This window comes from Seonamhaeicola sp. S2-3 (assembly GCF_001971785.1).
Taxonomy (GTDB): Bacteria; Bacteroidota; Bacteroidia; order Flavobacteriales; family Flavobacteriaceae; genus Seonamhaeicola.
This window is the reverse complement of record NZ_CP019389.1, coordinates 402,476-425,891: the sequence shown is the minus strand read 5'-3', so window position 1 is coordinate 425,891 and position 23,416 is coordinate 402,476. Positions and strand designations below refer to the sequence as shown.

Annotated in this window: 24 protein-coding genes and 1 pseudogene; 10 read left to right on the top strand and 15 right to left on the bottom strand. The window is 30.0% G+C overall.

Annotation, left to right across the window (positions count from 1 at the left end; all coding sequences use genetic code 11):
• Window positions 1–30 precede the first annotated feature (30 nt).
• Window positions 31–684, top strand: a complete 654-nt coding sequence (locus tag BWZ22_RS02095; RefSeq protein WP_076702230.1) for a transferase — start codon at window positions 31–33, stop codon at window positions 682–684.
• Window positions 685–715: 31 nt separating this feature from the next.
• On the opposite strand, the gene BWZ22_RS02090 is transcribed toward BWZ22_RS02095, so the two are convergent.
• Window positions 716–1,588, bottom strand: a complete 873-nt coding sequence (locus BWZ22_RS02090; protein ID WP_076697692.1) for a glycosyltransferase — start codon at window positions 1,586–1,588, stop codon at window positions 716–718.
• 51 nt (window positions 1,589–1,639) lie between these two features.
• On the opposite strand from BWZ22_RS02090, the gene BWZ22_RS02085 reads away from it, so the two are divergent.
• Window positions 1,640–2,731, top strand: a complete 1,092-nt coding sequence (locus BWZ22_RS02085) for a glycosyltransferase (RefSeq protein WP_076697691.1) — start codon at window positions 1,640–1,642, stop codon at window positions 2,729–2,731.
• Window positions 2,731–3,144: an FdtA/QdtA family cupin domain-containing protein gene (locus BWZ22_RS02080; RefSeq protein WP_371326812.1), complete on the top strand. Its 414-nt coding sequence runs from the start codon at window positions 2,731–2,733 to the stop codon at window positions 3,142–3,144. The genes BWZ22_RS02085 and BWZ22_RS02080 overlap by 1 nt, the downstream gene beginning before the upstream one ends.
• Here BWZ22_RS02080 and BWZ22_RS02075 read toward each other — a convergent pair.
• Window positions 3,128–4,066, bottom strand: coding sequence for a glycosyltransferase family 2 protein (locus BWZ22_RS02075; protein WP_076697688.1), 939 nt, complete (start codon window positions 4,064–4,066; stop codon window positions 3,128–3,130). The genes BWZ22_RS02080 and BWZ22_RS02075 overlap by 17 nt on opposite strands.
• Window positions 4,067–4,146: 80 nt before the next feature.
• On the opposite strand from BWZ22_RS02075, the gene BWZ22_RS02070 reads away from it, so the two are divergent.
• Window positions 4,147–5,259 carry a hypothetical protein gene (locus BWZ22_RS02070; protein WP_076697687.1) on the top strand — a complete coding sequence of 371 codons (1,113 nt, stop codon included), beginning with the start codon at window positions 4,147–4,149 and terminating at the stop codon, window positions 5,257–5,259.
• Here BWZ22_RS02070 and BWZ22_RS02065 read toward each other — a convergent pair.
• Window positions 5,256–5,939, bottom strand: coding sequence for a cell division ATP-binding protein FtsE (locus BWZ22_RS02065; RefSeq protein ID WP_076697686.1), 684 nt, complete (start codon window positions 5,937–5,939; stop codon window positions 5,256–5,258). The genes BWZ22_RS02070 and BWZ22_RS02065 overlap by 4 nt on opposite strands.
• A 212-nt stretch (window positions 5,940–6,151) precedes the next feature.
• On the opposite strand from BWZ22_RS02065, the gene BWZ22_RS02060 reads away from it, so the two are divergent.
• The 3 genes and pseudogenes from BWZ22_RS02060 to BWZ22_RS16840 form a co-directional block, all read left to right on the top strand.
• The gene (locus BWZ22_RS02060; RefSeq protein WP_076697685.1) at window positions 6,152–9,181 is read left to right on the top strand and encodes a tetratricopeptide repeat protein; all 3,030 of its coding nucleotides are present in this window, start codon (window positions 6,152–6,154) and stop codon (window positions 9,179–9,181) included.
• A 39-nt stretch (window positions 9,182–9,220) separates the two neighbouring features.
• A complete protein-coding gene (locus BWZ22_RS02055; protein ID WP_076697684.1) occupies window positions 9,221–10,951 on the top strand; it encodes a TonB-dependent receptor in 1,731 nt (576 codons plus the stop codon).
• A 115-nt stretch (window positions 10,952–11,066) separates the two neighbouring features.
• A pseudogene (locus tag BWZ22_RS16840) lies at window positions 11,067–11,249 on the top strand (transposase); the annotation flags it as partial.
• A 197-nt stretch (window positions 11,250–11,446) separates the two neighbouring features.
• Here the strand turns inward: BWZ22_RS16840 and BWZ22_RS02045 are convergent.
• The 5 genes from BWZ22_RS02045 to BWZ22_RS02025 all read right to left on the bottom strand — a co-directional run bounded on the left by BWZ22_RS02045 (window position 11,447) and on the right by BWZ22_RS02025 (window position 16,464).
• Complete coding sequence (locus BWZ22_RS02045) at window positions 11,447–12,538, bottom strand: SMEK domain-containing protein (RefSeq protein WP_076697683.1); 1,092 nt, start codon at window positions 12,536–12,538, stop codon at window positions 11,447–11,449.
• Window positions 12,539–12,604: 66 nt separating this feature from the next.
• Window positions 12,605–13,411 carry an IS3 family transposase gene (locus BWZ22_RS02040; RefSeq protein WP_232225257.1) on the bottom strand — a complete coding sequence of 269 codons (807 nt, stop codon included), beginning with the start codon at window positions 13,409–13,411 and terminating at the stop codon, window positions 12,605–12,607.
• Window positions 13,412–13,645: 234 nt separating this feature from the next.
• A complete protein-coding gene (locus tag BWZ22_RS16835; protein ID WP_232225210.1) occupies window positions 13,646–13,855 on the bottom strand; it encodes a transposase in 210 nt (69 codons plus the stop codon).
• Between the two features lie 76 nt (window positions 13,856–13,931).
• Complete coding sequence (locus BWZ22_RS02030; protein WP_157607880.1) at window positions 13,932–14,783, bottom strand: hypothetical protein; 852 nt, start codon at window positions 14,781–14,783, stop codon at window positions 13,932–13,934.
• A 646-nt stretch (window positions 14,784–15,429) separates the two neighbouring features.
• Window positions 15,430–16,464, bottom strand: a complete 1,035-nt coding sequence (locus BWZ22_RS02025; RefSeq protein WP_076697679.1) for a hypothetical protein — start codon at window positions 16,462–16,464, stop codon at window positions 15,430–15,432.
• Window positions 16,465–16,665: 201 nt separating this feature from the next.
• Here BWZ22_RS02025 and BWZ22_RS16830 point away from each other — a divergent pair, with 201 nt between their 5' ends.
• On the top strand, window positions 16,666–17,028 hold the full coding sequence (locus tag BWZ22_RS16830; protein ID WP_076697678.1) for a hypothetical protein: 363 nt from the start codon (window positions 16,666–16,668) through the stop codon (window positions 17,026–17,028).
• A gap of 59 nt (window positions 17,029–17,087) precedes the next feature.
• On the opposite strand, the gene BWZ22_RS02015 is transcribed toward BWZ22_RS16830, so the two are convergent.
• The 6 genes from BWZ22_RS02015 to BWZ22_RS01990 all read right to left on the bottom strand — a co-directional run bounded on the left by BWZ22_RS02015 (window position 17,088) and on the right by BWZ22_RS01990 (window position 20,637).
• A complete protein-coding gene (locus tag BWZ22_RS02015) occupies window positions 17,088–17,315 on the bottom strand; it encodes a hypothetical protein (RefSeq protein WP_076697677.1) in 228 nt (75 codons plus the stop codon).
• A gap of 171 nt (window positions 17,316–17,486) precedes the next feature.
• On the bottom strand, window positions 17,487–18,497 hold the full coding sequence (locus BWZ22_RS02010; protein WP_076697676.1) for a TQO small subunit DoxD: 1,011 nt from the start codon (window positions 18,495–18,497) through the stop codon (window positions 17,487–17,489).
• A gap of 11 nt (window positions 18,498–18,508) precedes the next feature.
• Window positions 18,509–18,925, bottom strand: a complete 417-nt coding sequence (locus tag BWZ22_RS02005) for a DsrE family protein (protein ID WP_076697675.1) — start codon at window positions 18,923–18,925, stop codon at window positions 18,509–18,511.
• Window positions 18,922–19,332, bottom strand: a complete 411-nt coding sequence (locus tag BWZ22_RS02000; RefSeq protein WP_076697674.1) for a DoxX family protein — start codon at window positions 19,330–19,332, stop codon at window positions 18,922–18,924. Before BWZ22_RS02000 ends, BWZ22_RS02005 begins: the two co-directional genes overlap by 4 nt.
• Window positions 19,333–19,390: 58 nt before the next feature.
• Window positions 19,391–19,633, bottom strand: a complete 243-nt coding sequence (locus BWZ22_RS16555; protein ID WP_157607878.1) for a hypothetical protein — start codon at window positions 19,631–19,633, stop codon at window positions 19,391–19,393.
• Window positions 19,634–19,938: 305 nt separating this feature from the next.
• On the bottom strand, window positions 19,939–20,637 hold the full coding sequence (locus tag BWZ22_RS01990) for a bifunctional 2-polyprenyl-6-hydroxyphenol methylase/3-demethylubiquinol 3-O-methyltransferase UbiG (RefSeq protein WP_076697671.1): 699 nt from the start codon (window positions 20,635–20,637) through the stop codon (window positions 19,939–19,941).
• Between the two features lie 18 nt (window positions 20,638–20,655).
• Here BWZ22_RS01990 and BWZ22_RS01985 point away from each other — a divergent pair, with 18 nt between their 5' ends.
• Both BWZ22_RS01985 and BWZ22_RS01980 read left to right on the top strand, forming a co-directional pair.
• On the top strand, window positions 20,656–21,147 hold the full coding sequence (locus BWZ22_RS01985; RefSeq protein ID WP_076697670.1) for a YkgJ family cysteine cluster protein: 492 nt from the start codon (window positions 20,656–20,658) through the stop codon (window positions 21,145–21,147).
• 55 nt (window positions 21,148–21,202) lie between these two features.
• Window positions 21,203–22,039, top strand: coding sequence for a sterol desaturase family protein (locus tag BWZ22_RS01980; protein WP_076697669.1), 837 nt, complete (start codon window positions 21,203–21,205; stop codon window positions 22,037–22,039).
• Window positions 22,040–22,136: 97 nt separating this feature from the next.
• Here the strand turns inward: BWZ22_RS01980 and BWZ22_RS01975 are convergent, their stop codons facing one another.
• Window positions 22,137–23,411 (bottom strand): exo-beta-N-acetylmuramidase NamZ domain-containing protein, encoded by a 1,275-nt coding sequence (locus BWZ22_RS01975; protein WP_076702227.1) that lies wholly within the window; start codon window positions 23,409–23,411, stop codon window positions 22,137–22,139.
• Window positions 23,412–23,416: the final 5 nt, after the last annotated feature.

Genomic DNA, 23,416 nt, shown 5'->3' with positions numbered 1-23,416 from the left:
TGGATAAAGACAGTGTATTTTAATTTTAAAATGTTTCCTTTTAAAATTGCAAAAAAACTTCCCGTGTTTTTTTATGGAAGCGTTAAATTTACAAGCCTTAGCGGAGAAATTGTTATTGATGCACCAATAAAAATAGGTATGATTGGTTTTGGGCAGCCATATGAAATGACTACTAGATCAAGAGGGATTTCTGAAATTAATTTATCAGGTGTATTGGTTTTAAAAGGTCATATTCAATTTGGAAACGATTTTTTTATATACATTAAGGAAAATGCTTATTGTGAAATTGGACATATGTCATCTATGGCAACATTAGCAAAACTTATATGTACATATAAGGTAGTTATTGGTAAGTGGGTAAGAATAGGTTCTGAATCTCAATTGATTGATACTAATTTTCACCAAATGAAAAACACCAAAACAGGTGAGTTATATCCAATGTGTAATCCTATTGAATTGGGTGATTATAATTATATAGGAAATAGAGTTTCTATAATGCCAAAAACAAAAACTAATAGTTACTGTACGGTAGCTTCTAATAGTATATTAAATAAAGACTATACAGATTTAGGAACAAATATTTTAATTGGAGGAATACCTTCTAAATTAATTAAAAACGATATTTCTAGAGATTGGGAAGGGGAACGAGCAAGGATTGAAGATTTCCTTATATTTAAAAAATAAAACGTTTAAAACAGGTGCTCTCTAAATAGAATCATACACTTTTTAATAAAGCCTTTAACCCTATGTATAAAAGTTTAAAGAGAAGCATAAATTCTCTGGCTTTTATAAATTTAAATATTTCAAAGTGCACTCTTTTAAGCATGATGCGGTATTCACTTTTTGAAGAATTGAGTTTAAGTATTTTTTCAAGAATTTTTAGAGTAGATGTATGCAATTTATGAGATAGATTACCCTTCTTTAAAAAATTAGCACTTAATGAATTTGATAATTCTCTTTTTTGAGCAAGCACTAATGGGATGTATTGAAAGCTATAATTCCTAGAAATTCGCACCCATAAATCTAAATCCTCATAAGCTAAACTTTCATCATAACCACCAACTTCATCAAAAACACTTTTTTTTATCATGGCAGCCACAGAACATATTTTTGTAGTTCTACCTATAACCATTTCATAAATATCTCCACTATTAGGTGTTTCGGTTTCATCATAATATATAGAAATATAGTTATTGTTTTCGTCTATTAAATCAATATTTCCATAAACAATAGCTAGGTCTTTATACTTACTTTCATTAAAAGCTCTAACTTGTTCTTCAACACAATTATTTAAAAGTATATCATCTGCAGCAAAATCTACAATGTATTCACCAGTGGCATATTTAATAGCATTATTAAATGTTTGTGTGTTACCAAGGTTTCTTTGATTTTTTAAAAAAAGAATGTTGCTATGTTTTTCTAGCCATTGGTTAATTTTTGTAACAGAATTATCAGTGCTGCAGTCATCAGTAATTATAATCTGGATGTTATTATAAGTTTGATTTATTATTGAATTTAAAGCTTCTAACACATAATCTTGGTGGTTGTAGCAAGTGCAAATAACAGATACTTGTGGGGTTAATGACATCAGTAAAAACTATGTTTTATATTTGTTACTAAAATAACCAAACCATAAGCATTGCAAAAGAAAAAACTAAAAATAGCAATTGTTGCTTATAATTTAGAAGTAGGAGGCTTAACAAAGGTAATAACTACTTTGTATAATTTACTTAATAGTATAGATGGGGTTAGTGTAGAATTACTGTTTTTAGATAATAATGAAGGTGTTGATTCTAATATTTCCTATAAAAGCTTTAATAGCACATCACAAAAAGGGCGTTTTTTTCAAAAATATCTTAAGTACATTCGTTTTAAAAAATATTTAAAAAGTACAGAATTCGATTTTATAATAGATCAGCGTTATAGAGTAAATGTGGTTTCAGAAATACTTATTACAAAGTATATTTATACAAAAGAAAAAGTTATATATAATATTCATAGTTCGCAATTAAAAACTTACTTGCCTTATTCTGTTAGGATAACAAAGTTTTTATACAAAGACGCTTATAAAATTGTTTGTTGTTCTAAAGCAATTAAAGATTTAGTAAAAAATAAATATGGATTATCTAATGTAACATGTATTTATAATTCTTTAGACTTAAATAGTTTTACAGAACAAAAAAACATTGCATTAGGTTATAAATATATAGTAGCTGTAGGCCGTATAGAACCAGTAAAACAGTTTGATAAACTAATAAAGGCATATGCAAATTCAATATTACCAAATAAAAATATCAAACTTGTTATAGTGGGTAACGGTTCACAGCTAGATACTTGTAAAAGAATTTCTAAAAAATTAAACTTAACCAAAAAAGTTGTTTTTACTGGTGTTGTTTCAAAACCTGCTCTTTATATGGTTAATGCTGAGTTTTTAATTTTATGTAGTAAATATGAAGGTTTTGGAATGGTGCTTTTAGAATCGTTGGCTTGTTCAACACCGGTAGTTAGTTTTGATGTAGTTGCAGGACCTAATGAAATTATCATTCCAAATGTTAATGGGGTTTTAGTTGAAAACCAAGATTTTGAATCTTTGACTAGAGTAATGAATAAAATGATAGAAGACGATGAATTTTTAAAAAACTGTAAAAAAGAAGCAAGAAATAGTATTATAAGGTTTTCAAACGATGAAATTAAAAAAACTTGGTTAGAATTATTAAAAATTACTGAATAATGATGATAGGTAAAAAAATACAAATACAAAAAATTGAAGACTACAGAGGGAACCTATCTGTTATAGAAAAAGAAATTTTACCATTTGAATTTAAGCGTGTTTATTATTTATACGATGTTCCTGCTGGGGCAGAACGTGGCGGGCATGCACATATTGAACAAAAAGAATTTTTGGTTGCTTTATCAGGAAGCTTTGAAGTTGTTTTAAACAATGCAAAAGCACAAGAAACAGTAGTTTTAAATAAACCGTTTGAAGGGTTGTTAATAGATAAAGGAATATGGAGAGAATTAAAAAACTTTTCTTCAGGTGCTGTTTGTTTGGTTATAGCATCAGATGTGTTTAAAGAAGAGGATTATATTAGAGATTTTAATGATTATAAAAATTACTTAAGAAGTTTTAATGATAAATTGTAAAATCAATGCCTTTTTTCCTTAAATAGTGTTTTACTTTTAGTAATGTTTGTAATAATTTAGGAGGAAGTTTTAATAAGATTTTTGATTTTAAATGAATATCAGATGTTATTTCTTTAAGTAATTCCTCAGATTTTGAAATACTACCAAATACTCTGTAATGTATAGCGTATTCTAAGCGGTAATGATCTAGAAATATTTTTAAACTTTTATTAGTTTTTTCTAGTGATTCAAATTTTTTAAAATCAATTAGTTTTTTTGATAGAATGTTTGTTTTAGAAAGCGATTCAAGAATTTCAAATCTATAAATAGAGGTGATTTCATTTGATATTGCCACATTGCAATGCGCAGCAATTCTAATCCATAAATCTAAATCTTGTCCGCTAGAAATATTAACATCAAACACCCCATATTTAGATAAAATATGTTTTGGAATAGCAAGGGCAGAAGTATGGGCTATTCTATTTTTTAAACTGGCTTTAAAAAAATCTGCAACAATGCCTTTGTAATTATCTTCAACACAGTTAGTTAAATCATTTTTAATAATTTTGTTTCTAGAAATTTTAGTTTTATACCTACTACAATAAAGACCACAATTTGGGAAATCGTTATAAAGATTTTTAAGAATTTTTAAATGATTGGGTAACCATAAATCATCAGCATCTAGAAAAGCTATTAAAGAGCCTTTAGCTAATGCAATGCCTTTGTTTCTAGCTGCAGAGGCACCAGCATTTTCTTGATTGTAAACACAAATTCTTTGATCTTTAAATCTGTTTGCTTTTAAAACACTCTCATCTGTAGATCCATCATTTACAATAATAACTTCAAAATCTTTAAAAGACTGATTTAAAACACTATTTACGGTGTCTTCAATAAAATTTTCTTTATTATACAAAGGAATTACTACAGAGAAAAACGGAGTCATTCATATAGGTTTTTAGCAAAAATACTATTTTTTAAAGGTATTCCTTATGCTTATTATTTTAAACCTTTAGATTTGCATAAATGTATAACAAAGCAATACAGATAGTTTCATTTAATAATCCTTATCCTCCAGATTTTGGTGGTGTTATTGATGTGTTTTATAAAATAAAGGCATTAAATGAGTTAGGAATAAAAGTCTATTTGCACTTTTATTATCATGACAGAAGTGATTTATTAGGTTTAGAACCTTATTGTGAAAAAATTTTTATTTACAAAAAGGATAATTCAATTTTAAAACATTTATCTTTTTTACCATTTTCAGTTTCATCTAGATATTCTCAAGATTTAATTGAGAATTTAGTGAGTATAAAGGCGCCAATACTATTTGAATCAATTAGAACTACTAGCATATTAAAAAAAGTAAAATTAAAACAGAAAATAGCAATTAGGTGTCATAATATAGAGCACAAATATAGTTGGGGTCTGTTTAGAAGTGAACAAAACATAATAAAAAAAATAGCTTTTTTAATAGAGAGTTTAAAGTTTAAACAATATGAGAACATTCTAAGTAAAGCAGATTATATATTCACAATATCTAACCATGAATATAAATATTTTGCCTCTCATTACAATAAAAAAAAGGTGATTAACCTTCCTGTTTTTCAGGAGAATGTTAATGTTTTAAGTAAAAATGGATATGGTGCATATGCTTTATATCATGGAGACTTAGCTGTCTCAGATAATATTAAGTCTGCTTTATTTATTATTGATGTATTTAAAGATTTAGATGAAAAATTGATTATAGCAAGTTCAAGAAAACCTTTTAAGGTTCTTAAAGAAATTAAAAAGTATGATAATATTTCATTTCAATTTATTTCAAAAAAAGAACAATTAGATACTTTAATTATAAACGCTCATATTAATACTTTATACTCCTTCCAGCAGTCAGGTACTAAGTTAAAAGTTTTTAACGCCTTGTTTAAAGGAAGGTACTGTATAATAAATGACAATATGGTTGATGATCCAAATATTCTAGATATTTGTGAGGTAATTAATAATAAAAAAGATTATCAAACAGCTGTAAAAATGTTGTTTAAACAAGAATTTATTTTAAATGAGAAAAGACGTCATGTTTTGAGTCAGTACAATACCAATATTATAGCCAATATTTTAATAAAAACTTTAATAAACTAATTCTTCCTTTGCACCACTTCATAAATTTTGTTGTCATCACATTTTAGTGTTTTACTTGGGTATTTTAAAAGTAAAGCATAATCATGTGTAGCCATTAAAATAGTATTGCCATTTTTGTTAATATCTTGCAGGACTTTCATTACTTCAACACTGGTTTGTGGGTCTAAATTACCAGTAGGCTCATCGGCTAAAATTAGTTCTGGGTTGTTAAGTAAGGCTCTTGCAATAGCAATACGTTGTTGTTCGCCACCAGAAAGCTCATGCGGAAATTTAAAGCCTTTTGTTTTCATATCTACCTTTGCTAAAACCTCTTCAACTCTGGCATTCATTTCGTCTTTATTTTTCCAACCAGTGGCTTTTAAAACAAATAATAAATTATCATTTATGGTTCTATCTGTAAGTAATTTAAAGTCTTGAAAAACAACACCAAGTTTTCGTCTTAAAAACGGAATGTCCTTTTCTTTTAAATGTTTTAAATTATATTCAACAATATGGCCATCGCCTTCTTTTAAAGGTAAATCACCATAAAGTGTTTTCATAAAACTACTTTTTCCTGTGCCTGTTTTACCAATTAAATATACAAACTCACCTTTGTTAATTTCAACATTAACGTTAGAGAGCACCAGACTGTCTCCTTGATAAATAGAAGCGTCTTTTAATTGTAAAATAGTATTTGACATAAAGATAAAGTTTGAAGATACAAGTTTAAAATTTAATGTTTAACATAACAAACACAAAAGCACATTTTTTGTTGTACTGAATAAAAATTATTATGCAGAAAACATCTTTTTTTTAATATTTAATAACTTGGTTTATAATTATGGCACGATTATTTCGTTATAGGCATTATAATAATTTATCTTTGGTTTTCAATTAAAAAAACGAATAGTCAATGACTAAAAAAAGTATTATTACCCTTTTAGTAGCTATCGGTTTTAGTCTTCACCTTTTAGCTCAACAATCAGCTGTATATACCAATAACAAAGTAGATTACCAAAAAGCACTTTCGTTATACAACAATCAGCAATATTTAGCAGCACAATCTTTGTTTGCAAGTGTGAAAAAAACAGCCAAAGAAGACATTTTACAATCAGACTGTGCTTATTACATTGCAAATTGTGCGGTTAGATTAAATCAACAAAATGCAGACCGACTTGTTGAGGATTTTGTAAAAGAATATCCTACTAGTACAAAACGCAATACTGCTTATGTAGATGTAGCCGATTATTATTTTGAAAACTCAAAATATGCCTATGCCAGAAAGTGGTATAACAAGGTAAATGAAGATGCTTTGGGTAAAACCGAAAAAGAAAAATTTTACTTTAATAATGGGTATTCTGCCTTTACAACCAAGCAATATAGTGATGCTAAAAAATATTTATCTAAGGTAGAAAGTTCTCAAGAATATGGTTCGCAAGCTAAATATTACATTGGTTATATGGCTTATGAAGGTGATGATTATGATGAAGCCAACGAGTATTTTGACCAAGTGAGTGACCAAGAACGTTACAAAGAAAAACTATCATATTACCAAGCCGATTTAAATTTTAAACTAGGCAATTTTGAAAAAGCTATAGAACTAGCAAAAGAAAGATTACCAAATAGTGATGAACAAGAAGTCTCTGAACTATCAAAAATAATAGGAGAAAGCTACTTTAATTTAGAAGAATATGAAGCAGCTATTCCGTATTTAAAGGCTTATAAAGGTAAAAAAGGAAAAAGAGAACGCACTGCAAAATGGAATAACACAGATTTTTACCAATTAGGGTACGCTTATTACAAGCAAGGTGATTATGAAAAAGCCATTTCTGAGTTTAATAAAATAATTGGCGGTAACAACGCTATTGCGCAAAATGCGTATTATCATTTGGGTGAAAGTTATATTCATTTGGGTAAAAAACAAGAAGCTTTGAATGCTTTTAGGTATGCCTCTCAAATGGATTTCGATTTAAAAATACAAGAAGACGCTTGGTTAAATTATGCTAAAATTAGTTATGAAATAGGAAACCCTTACCAATCGGCTCCACAAGTTTTGGCTGGTTATTTAGAAAAATATCCAGAAACAAGCTATAAAGAAGAAATTGAAACCTTGTTAATAGATTCTTATATAACTTCTAAAAATTACAAGGAAGCACTTAAGTTATTAGAAGGGAAAAAGAGTTTTGAAAGCAAGGTAGCATACCAAAAAGTAGCATTTTACAGAGGTGTAGAGTTATATAATGAAAATCAATATTTAGAAGCCAAAAAGTTATTTGAAGCCTCTTTAAAAGAACCTAGAGATGATAATTATACTGCTAGGGCTACATTTTGGAAAGCAGAGGCAGATTATAATTTAACCAATTTTGATGATGCGCTTATTGGGTTTAAACAGTTTGAACAAATGATTGTAAGTGCCCCAGAAACCGAGAATTTAGACTATAATTTGGCTTACACATATTTCAAATTAAAAAACTATGCTAAAGCTAGCGAGTATTTTAACAAATTCATTTCTAATAAAAAAGACGATAAGGTAAGACTAAACGATGCCTATTTACGTTTAGGCGATGTTAATTTTGTTACCAGTAATTACGGTAATGCAATAAAAGCTTATAATAACGCCATTAAGTTAAACGAAATAGAATCAGATTATCCAGCGTTTCAAAAAGCAATTAGTGTTGGGTACTTAGGGCAATCTTCAAAAAAAATTAAAGAATTAGAGCAATTTATTTCAGACTATCAATCGTCTAAACTTCGTGATGATGCCATGTACGAATTGGGTAATTCTTATGTAAAGGCAAACAACACTTCAAAAGCACTTCAAATTTACGACCGCTTAAATGCAGAGTACAAAATGAGTTCTTTTGTGCCAAAATCTTTACTTCGTCAGGGACTTGTGTATTATAATGCAAATGAAAATGAACAAGCTTTAACCAAGTTTAAAAAAGTGGCAAGTACTTATCCAGGAACTCCAGAGGCAGTTCAAGCAGTTTCAACAGCTAAATTAATTTATATAGATTTAGGTAGAGTAGATGATTATGCCAATTGGGTACGAACCTTAGATTATGTTGAAGTAACCGATTCTGAGTTAGATAATGCCTCATACACAGCTGCAGAAAAGCAGTATTTAGATGGTAATACAGACAGAGCTATTAAACAGTTTAATAGCTATATACATGAATTTCCTAACGGATTACACCTTTTACAAGCACACTTTTACCTAGGGCAATTGTATTACAAAAAAGGATTGGTTGCCAATGCTGCACCACATTATAAATACATAGTTGAGACTTCGCAAAGCGAATACACAGAAGAAGCTTTATCGCGTTTATCTCAATATTATTTAGAAGAAAAAAATTGGGAACAAGCCATTCCTATATTACAAAGGTTAGAAAATGAAGCCAATTATCCGCAAAATGTAGTGTTTGCACAGTCAAACCTAATGAAAGCAAACTACCAGTTAGAAAATTATGAAAAAGCAGTTTCATACGCCGAAAAAGTGTTGGCAAGCTCTAAAATTGATAATAAAATTAAGAGTGATGCTTACATTATTATAGCGCGTTCTGCTATTAAAACGGGTAATGAAGACAAAGCAAAATCTGCTTATGCTCAAGTTGAAAAAGTAGCAACTGGAGAAACCGCTGCCGAGGCCTTATATTACAATGCTTACTTTAAAAATAAAGAAGGTAACTATCAAGCATCAAACAATTCGGTTCAAAAATTAGCAAAAGATTTCTCTGGGTATAAATATTACAGTGCTAAAGGATTAGTAATTATGGCAAAGAATTTTTATGCTTTAGATGATGCTTTTCAAGCTACATACATTTTAGAAAGTGTTATAGAAAACTTTGAAGAGTTTGAAGATGTGGTGAATGAAGCCAAAGAGGAGTTAAGTAAAATTAAAACCGAAGAAGCTAAAACTAATTCATCAATACAGCCAGAGTAAAATCATCAATCGTAAATCAAAAATTGTAAATCAAAACATATGCGTAAGCACATAAAACATATATTAAGTGTCGTTATCATTTTAAACGTAACTGTTTCATTTTCTCAAGACAGAAATAAAGACACTATTAATACCGGTGTAATAGATGTTGTTAAACCTTATACGCCATCAATTTCAGATGCCTTTAAGGTAAAAGAAACGCCTACAATAGAAGATGAAACTACCCAAAACAAAAAGGAAGTTAAGTATAATATATTTTCGTTTCCAGTAGCATCAACATTTACACCTGCAAAAGGAAAAGCAGCTGGGATTGAAAAAAGAAAACCAATAAAACTTTATGATAATTATGCCACTCTTGGTGTGGGTACTTATACCACTATTTTGGGAGAAGTTTACTTGAACCATGCCATAAGCAGAACCGAAAGTATAGGCGGATACGTAAGTCATAATTCATCACAGGGTGGTATAGAAGATGTGTCTTTTGATGATAATTATTCCATTTCAAAAATCAATGTAAATTATGCTACAACCTTACGTGACTTATCATGGAATGTAGAAGCAGGTTATCAGCATCAAATGTATAACTGGTATGGAGTTTCAGAATCTTTTGTAGATACCGCTATTGCCGATAATATTGATGAAGAACACACCTTTAATAACGCGTATTTTGGTGGTAGTATAAATTTTGAAGATACTTATATTAACTCCGGAAACTTCTTTTTTAGACGTTTTGGAGACAATCAGGGCTCTGGTGAAAATAGGTTTTTAATTGATGCTAAAATTGATATTCCTATTGATAGAGAAGAGATTTCAACCACCTTTAAATTTGATTATTTAAAAGGTACGTTTGATAGAAGTTATGAGGTTGATGACGAGTTTAATTATGGCAATTTTATTGTTAGTGCAGCACCTTCTTATGAAATGAAACAAGACGATTTAACCGTAAATGTTGGTGTAACGGCTGCTTATTTAAGAGATTCAGAATCTAAAGAAAGCAAGTTTTTTATCTACCCCAATGTAACAGCAACTTACAGATTGGTAAACGATGTGTTAATTGCTTATGGAGGTGTTGAAGGCGGACTTAACCAGAACTCTTATTACGATTTTGCTTCAGAAAATCCGTTTGTATCACCAACGTTGTTTGTAATACCTACAGACCAACAATACAATGCTTATATAGGTTTAAAAGGCAAACTATCTAGTAATACAAGTTATAATGTAAGTGGTAGTTATATTGCCGATAGAAATAAAGCCTTATTTAAGAATAATGATATTACCTTAATGCCAGCGCAAGCCTACTCATACGGAAATTCTTTTGGAGTTGTTTATGATGATGTAGATACCTTTGGAGTGGCAGGTGAAATTAATGTTGATGTAAACCGAAACTTTAAATTAGGCATAAAAGCAGAATATTTTAGCTATAATACTGATACTGAAACCGAAGCTTGGAATTTACCAGATTTTAATGGCTCTTTATTTTTAGATTACCAAATAGACGAACATTGGTTTACAGGTGCCAATTTGTTTTATGTAGGCGAAAGAAAAGACCAGTATTTTTTAAACGATGGTATAACAGTAACCACACCTTTTACGGTTGTTTTAGATAGTTATTTTGATGCTAATGCTCATGTGGGTTATCATATTAACGACCAAATTTCGGTGTTTGCAAAGGTCAATAATATAGCTAATAATGCCTACCAGCGTTGGCAAAATTTTCCCGTACAGAGTATTCAGTTTTTAGCAGGTGCTACCTTTAAGTTTGATTTTTAAAAGTCTAAAATTAAATCTGTGATGGTTTTTTAAGTAATTAAATAATGGTTTGTGTATGAAAAGTAGCGTATAAATAAACCTATACTTTTCCGATTAAAATACCGTTATTAAACAAATACAACCTGGAAAACCAACACAAAATGCTTTTGTAGAACGTTTCAATGGAAGCTACAGAAGAGGTGTTTTAAACAAATATATTTTTGAGAGCCTAGAACAAGTTAGAGAGCAAACAAAAATTTGGATGGATGATTACAATCATTTTAGACCTCATGATGGACTGGAAAATTATCGCCAATAAATTATGCAGAAATTAATTCTAATCCATTTAGATCCATTCCAATTAAATATAATAAATTTAATAATATTAGAAATTTAAACAGTTCTAATTAAGGGAAGCCTACACAGAAAACGCCTTTAAAAGACGGTTTCTAATTATAATTTTAGGATACATTATGGGCTTGTGCAACGGTTACTGGTGTTGTGCGTTCGTTTTTATTATTTTAGTTTTTTATCAATATCCAATTCTTCCCAGAAATAGCCAAGAGTATTTTCAAATCGGTAAACTATCTTGTCAAAAGGTGATTCGTCTATGCCGTCATATTTACAAAATAAATGATAATCATTATAATAGGCATCTCCATCTTTCCAATCAATAATATTCTTGAAAGGGAGTTCTCCTAAAATTCTGATTTTAACTCGTTGAAACCCTTTGTCCAATTCTTTGTTTTTTTCACCATACTCTAGAACATACCATTCCATATTTTTATTGACTGCTGCCTCTGTACCAGAGAGTGCATCAAGCCAAATGAGTATACCTTTTTCATAAAAGTCATACATAAATGTTCTTGACCATTCGGAGTTTTCATCAACATTTGGATAGGACTCGTCCGAAATAGAACGTAATATAAAACGCGAATCTTTAAACTTATGAATTGGTAATTTTGCTAATTCTTCTCCGTCAATTTTCTCCCAAAAATTTTCTACGAGTAACTCCTTTTCTAATTCTTTTTCGATTTTTCTTCTCCTTAAAAACTCTCTTTGCGATACTTTTTTATTTTGAGAATTTTTTGCAGTCTTATTTGTGTTTCTCGGAAGTCCAGTATTATTTACTAAAATGTCCCGAATTTTTAGCAATTCGGTTTGCTGACATTTATCTTCAATTAATCCGCAAAATTCAGTGATATTGAAATCATAGTATTCAAAGTCCTGTGTACTTTTATTTTTTTTTGGTTTCGATTTTGTTGTAAATAATATTATCAATGTATTGAAACCATTTGGGTAATACTTGCTTTCAAATTGTTGGATAGTATTATCTTTTTTACTTTGTCTTTTATTTGATGTGATTTGGATGCAGATTTTGTTTTTATCATCAAATAAATCGTATGTGTCTTGATTGATTTTTGTCGCTTTTGTGAATACCCAATTATCTTTTTTATAGATTATATTAAATAATTCTTTAAAATAAGTTTCGGCGTATCTACTTATATCCGTATCTCCAGATTGATTAAAACATTCTAATTTATATGAAATTTCAAAGAGTTTGTTTTTAATCTGTTGTTGTAAGTGCTGAAAATCAATTAAGCTCATTTATTATAATGTTTTTTGGGTAAATGATGTCTTGTCCTGAAATATGGCTACAGGTTAAAATTTGTTTTAAGCTGATAATTGATATACCATATTCGGTGTTTTGCAGTCTAAAGATAAGTGTAATCTTACTTCGTTGTATAAATTAATTGCATTTTTTGCAGCTCTCTTAGCATGAGCCACATTATCAAAGGTTTGGTCTAGATAAAATTCATCTTTTAAGATACCGTTTACACGTTCTGCCATGGCATTTTCATAACAATGATTTTCTTCTGTCATACTAATATCTATCTTTTTTCTCTTAAGTATTTGCGTGTAAACATTGCTACAATACTGTATTCCTCTATCTGAATGATGAATAAGTTGTTTAATGTCTTTAGCTTGATAAATAGCTTTATTTAACGCTCTTACACAACCTTTTAATTCCAAGCTGTCACTCAGGTCATAACCTACAATTTTCCTGGAATGCATATCTGTTATTAAAGCTAGGTAACAAAAGCCTTTTACGGTTCTAATATAAGTTATGTCACTAACCCAAACTTGGTTTGGTCTGGTAACTTCTATGTTCTTTATCAGGTTGTTATATTTATAAAAGCGATGATAAGAATTGGTTGTTCTGGCACTAGTTTTCTTTCTAAGAGTAAGCATATTGTGTTTTCTAAGGACGTTAAATAAGGTGTCTCTCCCGACTTTAAGATTGGCTTTAGTAAACTCATCATCTAAAGATTTTATGAGTTTCCGTACACCTTCTCTAGGAAGGGATTTACGTTTTTTACTGACTATGTCAATAATCTGTTGTTCTAGTTTTAAACGCTTATCAGCTCTAGATTTGTATTTATAATACGCATCACGTTTAAGACCAAAACAATGGCTTATAGTTGTTAAAGAGGCAAATCCCTTAGATTTTTCTTTAGCTTTGATTAAGGCTTTATGCTTAACTTTTTTTTTAGTTCAGCCACAGATTTATAGCCTAGATCCTCAGCCGCTACTTCTAGGTAAGAATCTAATACCATAGCATCGAGATCCTTTTTAAGCAACAGTTTTTTAAGCTGTTCTATTTCTTTTTGGAGTGCTTTAATTCGTGATATTTAGCTTCGCTGAACCACTTCGTTAGGTTTCGTCTTTAGTTTCCACTTTTACTCTGGTGTTCATTAAATCTTTACGATTATACTTTTTAATCCACTCATTGACTGTTGTGGGAGCAATAGAGTAGAGTTTACAAAGTTCGCTCTTTGTGTGTTTCCCTTTACTAAGTTCATCTAGAATTTTCAGTTTAAAAGGTTCTGAATACCGTCTGATTACTTTGTCGTTTTTGTACATAATGTTTAAAATTATGTAGCCTTTATTCAGGACGGGTCACGGTGTTGACTTTAGTTGTTTTAGAATTCAACTGTTATTATTCATTCGTTTTTTTAAAATGTTTTGAATTCAAAATGTCTTTAATTGACATCTTTTGAGAGTAACTCATTTCATATTCAATATTGTTTTCAGTTCCTTCAATTTTTATTTCAACAGTTTTAGACTCATTGATTTTTTTCGCTTCATCAAAAGATATTTCTATAAAATTGGATTCTTTTATAAAGTCGCTACTCAACACTTTTCTGTTAATTTCAGATAATTCTTTTTTTATAACTTCATCATTGTCTAATAGGAAGTAAATTGTTTTTAAAAAATACCAGTTGTCATTATAAAAATCCAAAATTCCATAAATTTTTGATTCAGTAGGTTCAAATCTAAAATCAAGGTCTATATTTTTTTGATAACTTAATCCTAAATAAGAATATCGGTCAGAAATATATGTCGTTTGTTTTTTGAATTTATCTTCATTTTTATAAAATGGGTCTTTATTAATTTTAAATGAAATAATAGTTAATGTTGGGTCATCTTTAAAATTGTATTTAACAAGATATTGGATGTCTTTTAATTGATTAACGAAACAGTTTTCAAATGAAATATTCCAATTTAAATCAGAAGTTTTAATGGTGTTTTTATCAGTTAGTAAGAATTTTTCAATTACCTCAATATTTTTATATTTTTTCAAATGAAGTTTCATATAATAAATTTGGTCATTTTCAGCAGTAGAATATTCAACACTTTTAAAGTATTTTGATTTAACTTTAATTGGGTCTAGAATTTTCATTACATCTACTTTGTCTCCAATCCAATATGGTAAATTTTCAAAAACATTTTTTTGTCCAAAACTCAAGTTTGAAATAGTCAATAAAAGTAAAAATATTGTGTTTTTCATTTCGGAATTTTATTTGTAGTTCTGTTTTTCGCAATTAAAGGCAACGGCAGTCTGTCTCAAAACTACCAATTAAAGTTTAAAAATAGATTAAAAAGTGAATATTGTCAAAGAATTATCGTACAGTTTTAATTTGTGCTTAAAAGATGTCAATTGACCTCCTCCCATTAAACAGTTCTAGTTAAGGGAAGCCTACACCTTTTACAACCTTATAAACATGCTTTTAAAGCCTTTTAAAACACCAGAATTTTAAGTGTATGAAAACAGAAACCGCCTTTAAAAGTATAATTTTAGGATTCATTATGGGCTTGTGCAACGGTTACCGGTGTTGTGTGCAGTTATATTAGACTATTCTTTTTAAATGCAAGAAGATAATAAAGTCAATACAAAACTAACAAATCCTTATTATATTAATAAGTTAGTTCGTGTCAACTAAAAAATGTGTTCAAATCTAGATAAGGCCAATAAAGCGAATAATAGTGCTGATATTGCATAATGTCTTTTCTTTATTGACTTACAATTGTCTTCTTTTTTGTAGGAAATAGTCTTGTAAAGGAGAAACAAGTTATATAACGTACCTATACAAAATAGGCTAAATATAAATACATTCCACATAATTTATGGTTTTAATTAATAATTAATAAATTGATTAACGTAAAGGTAAATCAAATCCTAATCCTTGAGGCATTATATCACTCTCTATTGTTGATTGGTCTATACTCGTTCCTAATATTATGTCATTTTCGTGCCAAATATTGCATTCAGGATTTGCAACATCACCAAAATTGACAAGATATGAAGCATAGCCTTTAGTTGATGTAATATGAAAATCATTGTCCGAAATATAGTTAATATCTCCTTTGTATATGTAAACAGAAAGAAATGAGTTACCTTTTACTCTAAATCTAACTAAATCATCACATGAAATATCTTTTTGAAAAGGCACAGTAGTACTTATTTCTTCCGAGTTAAACGCTCCCATACAATCAGCAAAATCAACAATAGCAATAGCTGCGCCTACCCATCCAAGGTATCTTGATGCAACTTTTCCAAATAGTTTTAAAGCACCTTTCTTACCTAGTTTTTTTAAGCCGCCTTTGAATCCTTTTATAACTGCATTTACACCCAATGCTTCAAGTACGCAAGACCCTATCATGCTTTGGGCATATACGTTTTGACTTCCTATTAAAATGCTAGCTATATCGTAATCAATATTAGGGTCTAAATCTTCAATGACGTAACCTTCCTTAGCTAGTACTTCAGCCTCAAAGATTGCAAACGATACAATAGCGATGTTTGGAGAATCTAGACTGCCAAAATTTAGCATTAGTTTTTGATTAGAAAAGCCGTAAGATGTTAATAAATCTAATCCACTTTGAATTAATGGAGTTATTGTCACTTGTAATTCTGCATCAATTTGTTGATTGTTTTCAAGAGATAGATCTTTTGAACTTATGCTTTTACTCTTTTTTGATGCATTTAATTTTTCGTTAATGTTTTTAGCTACATTTTTTGCTGTATAGTAAAAGTCGTTTAACTCTTTTAAATTTGTTAATTCTCCATTTTCATAAAAATCATTATCGTTATTACATGATTGTATTGTAAATGATAGCCCTAAAAAGATAAGCTTGATAGTAAAAATAGCAAATACTCCTTTTATAAACTTGTTAAGTCCGTTTTTCATAATTTATTGTTTTTAAGTTTAATTTCTTACTCTTTCGATTTTCAGATACTCGGTTTTCTTATTCTTTAATTTCGGGTTCAACTTTCACATTCCGATTTTGGATGGTCAGTCCGTTTTTGACCGTTATGCTCGTTTTAATTGCACACAATGTGCCTGTTGCACAAGTCTTACTAAATATACAGAAATTTCGTATGTTTAATAATGCAAGGCACAAAAATATTTCAAGAAAAGCTGTTTTCACAGTTTCAGTTAAGCGACCGCGTACCGGAAGAGAATTTCTACCGACGATTAAAAGAGGTTCTAGACCTAGAATTTCTATATAAGCTCATGCGCACATATTATGGGGATAGCGGACAAAAAAGCATTGATTACCATTGGAATCTGCAGGCCAATAAATGCATGCAGCTTTCTGCCATAGCCTACAATCTTAAAAAATATATGAAATTCATAGAAAAACGTACTAAAAGCGGAGCAGGGGCACAGGCGTTTTATTTTAGTCTCAAAAATACCTTTTGCAACCTTATAAACATGCTTTTAAAGCCTTTTAAAACACCAGAATTTTAAGTGTATAAAAACAGAAACCGCCTTTAAAAGACGGTTTCTAATTATAATTTTAGGATACATTATGGGCTTGCGCAACGGTTACCGTTGTTGTGTGCTGGCATTTTTTCATTCAGTTTTTGGGGAAGCTTACATTGTACATCAATAAGTTTTAAGCGTGCATTATTTCGTAGCATTAATAAACTAGAACCTTCAAAATAATGTTCGTAACCAAAAGTGGGGTCAACTTCATAAAGTTGACTATCATCTACTTGCCAACCAGCGGCAATTCTTAAAGGTTGAAGGTTCATTTTTATTCTTAAGTTATATTAAATTGATAAGTATGTTTTATATGGATTTCAATTAATGGTTTTGCGTATGAGACGTATTTTTTAGTTATATAGCATTTAAAAGACAAATAAGCCATAGATGGTGTATTTACTTCACTATGGCTTATAAAAATCTTTAAGTTTGTCTTTTTGTTATTTTTCAATTAAATGTGTCCAATAAGCACCACTAATATCTGTAATTTTAAGAACATATTTACCACTAGCTAAGTTTGATAGTTTTTCTTTTTTTAAATTTAATTTAGCCTTAGCTCCCAATGGCACAATTAAACTATGTTTTCCAGGTTTAACATTAGCAATATAATAATTTTCAATATTTTCATTATTCAACTCAGCCAGATCTTTTTGTGAATATTTAACAATTGTTTTGTTGTTTTCATCAATTAATTCAATTGCTATTACCCAAGAACCATAAACATCAACACCTTCTGTTCTAAATATATTAAATGATAGTGTGGAGTTTTCAATTTTACCTTCTGTAATTTCTAAATTTGGTTTAACAGATTTATTGTGAAGTGTACCCCATAAGCCACCATGAAATACTTGGTTGGTAAATAAGGTCATTCCTAAAATAAATAGAGATCCTATTAGTACTACTTTAGGAAAAACACTTTCTTTAATAGGTATTATACCAGAACCAAGCCAAGTAAACCATTTCTTTTTGGTAATAGAAAAATCATTTATCATCAAATAATTATCTAAAGAATATTGTCCACTCCCAGTTAAGAATAAAACAAAGCCAGTGGCTATTCCTAAGACTCCTATTTGCCACTCATCAAGACAAGTTGTTCCTATCCAGCCTGAACCAAGGAGTATACCCATTGCTAAACCAAAAACACCAATACTCATTAGTCTAGTAAAGAGACCAAAAATGATAAATAGACCTACAATACCCTCTATTACTGTAAAAACAACCATATTTATCCAGAGCATATCTGGATTTTCTACTAGATATTGGATTATGGGCTTTATACCTAAGGCATTAGGTAAAAAATGATTGAATTTTTCTCCAATATAACCTGCTATTTCAGGGTCTAATTTATTGGCCAAAATTGTTCTTCTCCAAAAGGCTGAAAAATAAGTCCAACCAATAACAAGCCTAATTGCCAAGACTAATAATCCTGCATCATTCTTTATGTTTTTCATTTTTTTTAAGTTTATATAGTTAAAGAAATAAACCCTTTTTTAGTAAGTTGAAATCCATCTAGAATTCCATTTTTTGTTACTTCTATGGTATTAGGTAAGTCATTCGGGTCTATACCAAACTTTTTTAACGATAACCCACAGACAAAAACTTTTAAGTTTTGTTTTTTAGCCTGTTTTGTGAGTGAAATGAATTCTTTGTTTTTTGAAATATTTTGAACTGTTTTGCCACAAAAAATAACATAGAACTCTCCATATTTGTTACCATCTTGTTCAGCTAGTTCGGTAGCTGTTAGTATTACTGGTTTTAGTTGTTGAATGTTTTTTGAAAGCACTAAATAATTATTCTTTTCGTAATTGACTGTTTGCGCTTGAGAAATTCCTATTGTAAATAAGAATAGCTGTATTGTGATTATTGATATATTTCTCATTTTTTGTTAAATTTTATATTTGAATTTATACTAAAGAAAAGGAGACCTCCTAGAATAGCAATGTTCTTAAACAATGGTCCCAAAGTTGCCCATTGACCAACTTGTATGGTTAAAGTAATAGGTACTAATACAGCAATTAAAATTATAGCCGAAATTTTTGTTTTAAAGCCTATTAATAATGAAATTCCAGCAATTAACATAGTAATACCTGATAGTATAACTGCAATTTTAGGTGTACCCAATATATTGGCTATAAAGCCAAAATTAGCAGCTTCTATTCTTTTTACTGTTTGCTCTAGTTTAAAAAAATGGCTCATACTAGCCACAATAAAAATTAAACTTAGCATTATGCGAAGTATAACTACAGAAAGATAGCTAACTTCAAGTTTTTTTTCTTGAGTTTTCATTTTATAAGTAATTGATTATTAGAATATAACTAGGGAATAGTTTTTAAGAAGTAATCAACTACGAATAAATCTGAATGTTTTGATATAAAATGTAAAGAGGTACAGAAGGAATCAGCTTTGATTTGCTAATTAGAAGAGTATTATTAGCTTTTGATTGAATTGGAAAATAAAAAGTAAATAACTCCTCATTAATAAAGAAATCAAGTGCTTTTGTAAATGATGTTGAAGATGAATTATTAATTTCGGTAGCATCAAAAACCAAACAGTTTGTTGTTGAAACTGTGGTTTGACTTTTATTCAAAACTTTAGTTTGAGGGTAACCTAATTCAGCTTGAATAAAATTTCTAACCTTACAAGGCGAAAGTAAAAGCAATAATACCAGCCCAAACAAAGATAGAATTGAATGATATTTTTTTATGTTCAGCTTTCCTCTCATTTATGCAAATATAATGATAAACGTTTTTGTTTTTAAGTTATTGTTTTCATAATATAAGGTTAAATTTAGGGGGTTACACTGTTTTAATGTCTTACAACTTTAAATAAAGTTGGCAGACAATTTTACAAAGTCAAGTTTAGTAAGTTGAAGAAATAAATGAAAATAAAACTTTATAATGTTAAGCGGGCTAAATAATCAAAATGATCTCCTTCCTGTATCAATTCACACTGTAAACTAACAGTTTCACAGGCTAATTTTAAAGTGTTAAAATCAAGGTAAAGCCATTTCAAGGGCACTTCTTTTTCACCTTTATAGCTAATAAAATAATCTAATTCGCCATAATAATTAGCATTGGTATCAATCCAAAAACCACCATCTTCATCTTCATACATGTATTTTATATCAGAAGAATCAATGAGTATTTGTCCCTTAGGTTTTAATAGGTTTTTTAAGTGTTTTAAATATTTAGCAACTTTATTTAATTCTTGAAAAATACCTGTGCCATTCATAAGCAAAAGAATAGTGTCAAAGGTTTCGGTTTCATTTAAAATATCTAAAACTTCGGCATTAAAAACACCACGTAGTTTGGCAACTTCAATAGCGCCTTTAGAGATGTCAATAGCTTTTACTGTAAGTCCGTTTTTTTGTAAATACAAACTGTGGCTTCCAGAACCGCAGCCAACATCAAGTACATTTCCTTTAGCCAATTGTAACGCCTTTTGTTCTAATTTAGGCATTTCAGAAAAACCTCTAAATAAATAGGGGAGCGGAAGCTCATCATCTTCAGAAATATTGGTTGAGGTAATGATGTCTTCAGTATAATTATTCTTGTAATAATCTATGAGTGCCTTACCAAAAATGTCTTTCATTTAAATTACTTTTGTACTATGCAAGACATTATAGATAATCTTCCAAAGCAGGCCAAAGATAAGCATAACGAGAATAAAAAATTCTTTCAGAAATTAAAAAAGAAACCTCCAAAGAATTTAGATTATATAATGCAGGAGTTACACGAGGAAGAATTTGAAAGAACCGATTGTTTAAAATGTGCTAACTGTTGTAAAACAACGGGGCCGTTATTTACAGATAAAGATATTGAGCGTATTGCTAAGTTTTTCAGGTTAAAACCCAAACAATTTATTGAACAGTATTTAAGGATAGATGAAGACAACGATTATGTTTTGCAAACAGTACCGTGTACTTTTTTAGGAGCTGATAATTATTGCTCTATTTATGATGTAAGACCTAAAGCATGTAGAGAATTTCCGCATACCGATAGAAAAAAGTTTCAGCAAATTTCTAACCTAACACTTAAAAATGTGGCTATTTGTCCGGCAGCTTTTAATATTGTTGAAGCCATGAAACAACGTTTAAAATAAACTATGCGTGCATAGTTTATGGTTTTATTGTATATTTAGAAAAACTAAATAAGTCATGGAGGCGCTCTTAAATTACTTTGAAACCATACCATCGCTACACCGTGCAATAATTATAGTTGGAGGTTTAACCTTTTTCTGGTTATTAGAAGGTATCATGCCATTATTTGGCAAACCTTATAAAAAATGGCAGCACGCCATACCAAATATTTTCTTTACACTTACTACTGTATTGGTAAATTTACCGTTGGCCTTTTTACTGTTAAAATCATCAGATTGGGTGGTGAGTAATAGTTTTGGAATCTTGTATTGGTTACCAGAAATGCCACTTTGGTTATTTGCTGTAGTGGGCTTATTATTAATGGATCTTGTAGGTGCCTATTTACCTCATTTAATAGAGCATAAAGTAAAACCATTGTGGATGGTGCATTTGGTACATCATACAGATCATAATGTAGATGCCACCACAGCAAATCGGCATCACCCGCTAGAAAGTGTCATTAGGTATGTATTTACTTTGTTAGGGGTTTTTGTTATTGGCGCACCCATAGCATTGGTAATGTTGTACCAATCTTTATCGGTTGTAGCAACACAATTTAACCATGCCAATATAAAGTTGCCAAAACGTTTTGATACTGTTTTAAGCTACGTTATAGTGTCTCCAGATATGCATAAAGTGCATCATCATTACCGCTTGCCGTATACAGATTCTAACTACGGAAATATTTTCTCTGTTTGGGACAGACTCTTTGGTACTTTCATGAAATTAGATGCCAATAAAATTGTTTATGGCGTTGATGTATTTCCTAATGAAAAGAAAAATACCCATATAGGAGAGCTGTTAAAACAACCTTTTCAGAAATATGATAAGCCAACTATAAATCCAGATTTATAAATTAGTTTTTTTACGGGCGTTACCTAAAGGTCGGGCTTTCGGCAGTCGCTCTCTATGAGGAGCTCCAACAAATACCTCAATCCCTAACGCAAAGTAATTACAGATAAATTAAATACTGTTTTCTAATTGTTTTAAAATGTTCCAAACCTTCAGTCCAAGTAGCTTTAATGTCATTAGCATTTAAACCAGCCTCAATTTGTTTTTGCAACTTTTCAGTACCAGCAAGTTTAATAAAAAAAGCATTGAAAAATTTAGTTTTATCAGTAGTGTTTTGGTACGCTTTTATTAACCATTCAAGGTTAAGATAATTTAAATTAGCTTTGTTGTTTAGCTTTTCGCCATAGCAAATTTTACCTTGATGTTTTGGGTATTTAGCACCTTCATTGGGTTGAGGCGTAAACTGAAAATTAAAAACTTCGGCATTTAAAAACGGACTGCCATAAATTTGAAATTGTAAGTTGGTGCCCCTACCAGCACTTACGTTTGTGCCTTCAAAAAAACATAAACTAGGGTATAGGTTTATAGCAATATCATTAGGTAAATTAGGACTTGGTTTTATGGGTAAACTATATTTAGTTTGGTGTGTGTAATTTTTAATAGGAATCACTTTTAGCTCACATTGTACACCGTTTGCTAACCATTTTTCGCCATTAATCATTTTAGCATATTCACCAATAGTCATACCATGTACTACGGGTATGGGGTGCATGCCCACAAAACTTTTGTGTTTGGGTTCTAAAATAGGACCGTCAATATAATGTCCGTTTGGGTTTGGTCTATCTAAAATTAGTACAGGAATACCAGCTTCAGCACAAGCTTCCATAACGTAATGTAATGTAGAAATATAGGTGTAAAAACGTGCTCCTACATCTTGAATATCAAACACAACAATATCTATATTTTTAAGTTGCTCTGGCTTAGGTTTTTTGTTGTTTCCATAAAGCGATATAATAGGAATCCCCGTTTTGGTATCAACACCATCTTTAACCACTTCTCCTGCATCGGCCTTTCCTCTAAAGCCGTGTTCTGGAGCAAAAACTTGTTTAATATCAATATTTAAAGAACGTAATGAGTCAACAATGTGCGTGCTTTCATAAATAATTTTTTCAAATTTAGTTTCATTAGTTTCGGGGTCAACTAAAAACAAAGAATCTTTTTCTTTAAAAATAACACTAGTTTGATTTGCCACAATACCAACTCGTTTTCCTTTTAAAAGAGGTAAATACACGTTGGTTTGGTTAGCACCAACAATAACACTTTTGTCACCCTGAACTTGTTTAGGGGCATCCTCATCTTTTTTCACTTTAGAAGCACAAGAAATTAGTACTAAAACAAATAATAAAACTGTATTTTTGAAAACATTAAATCGCATTATAA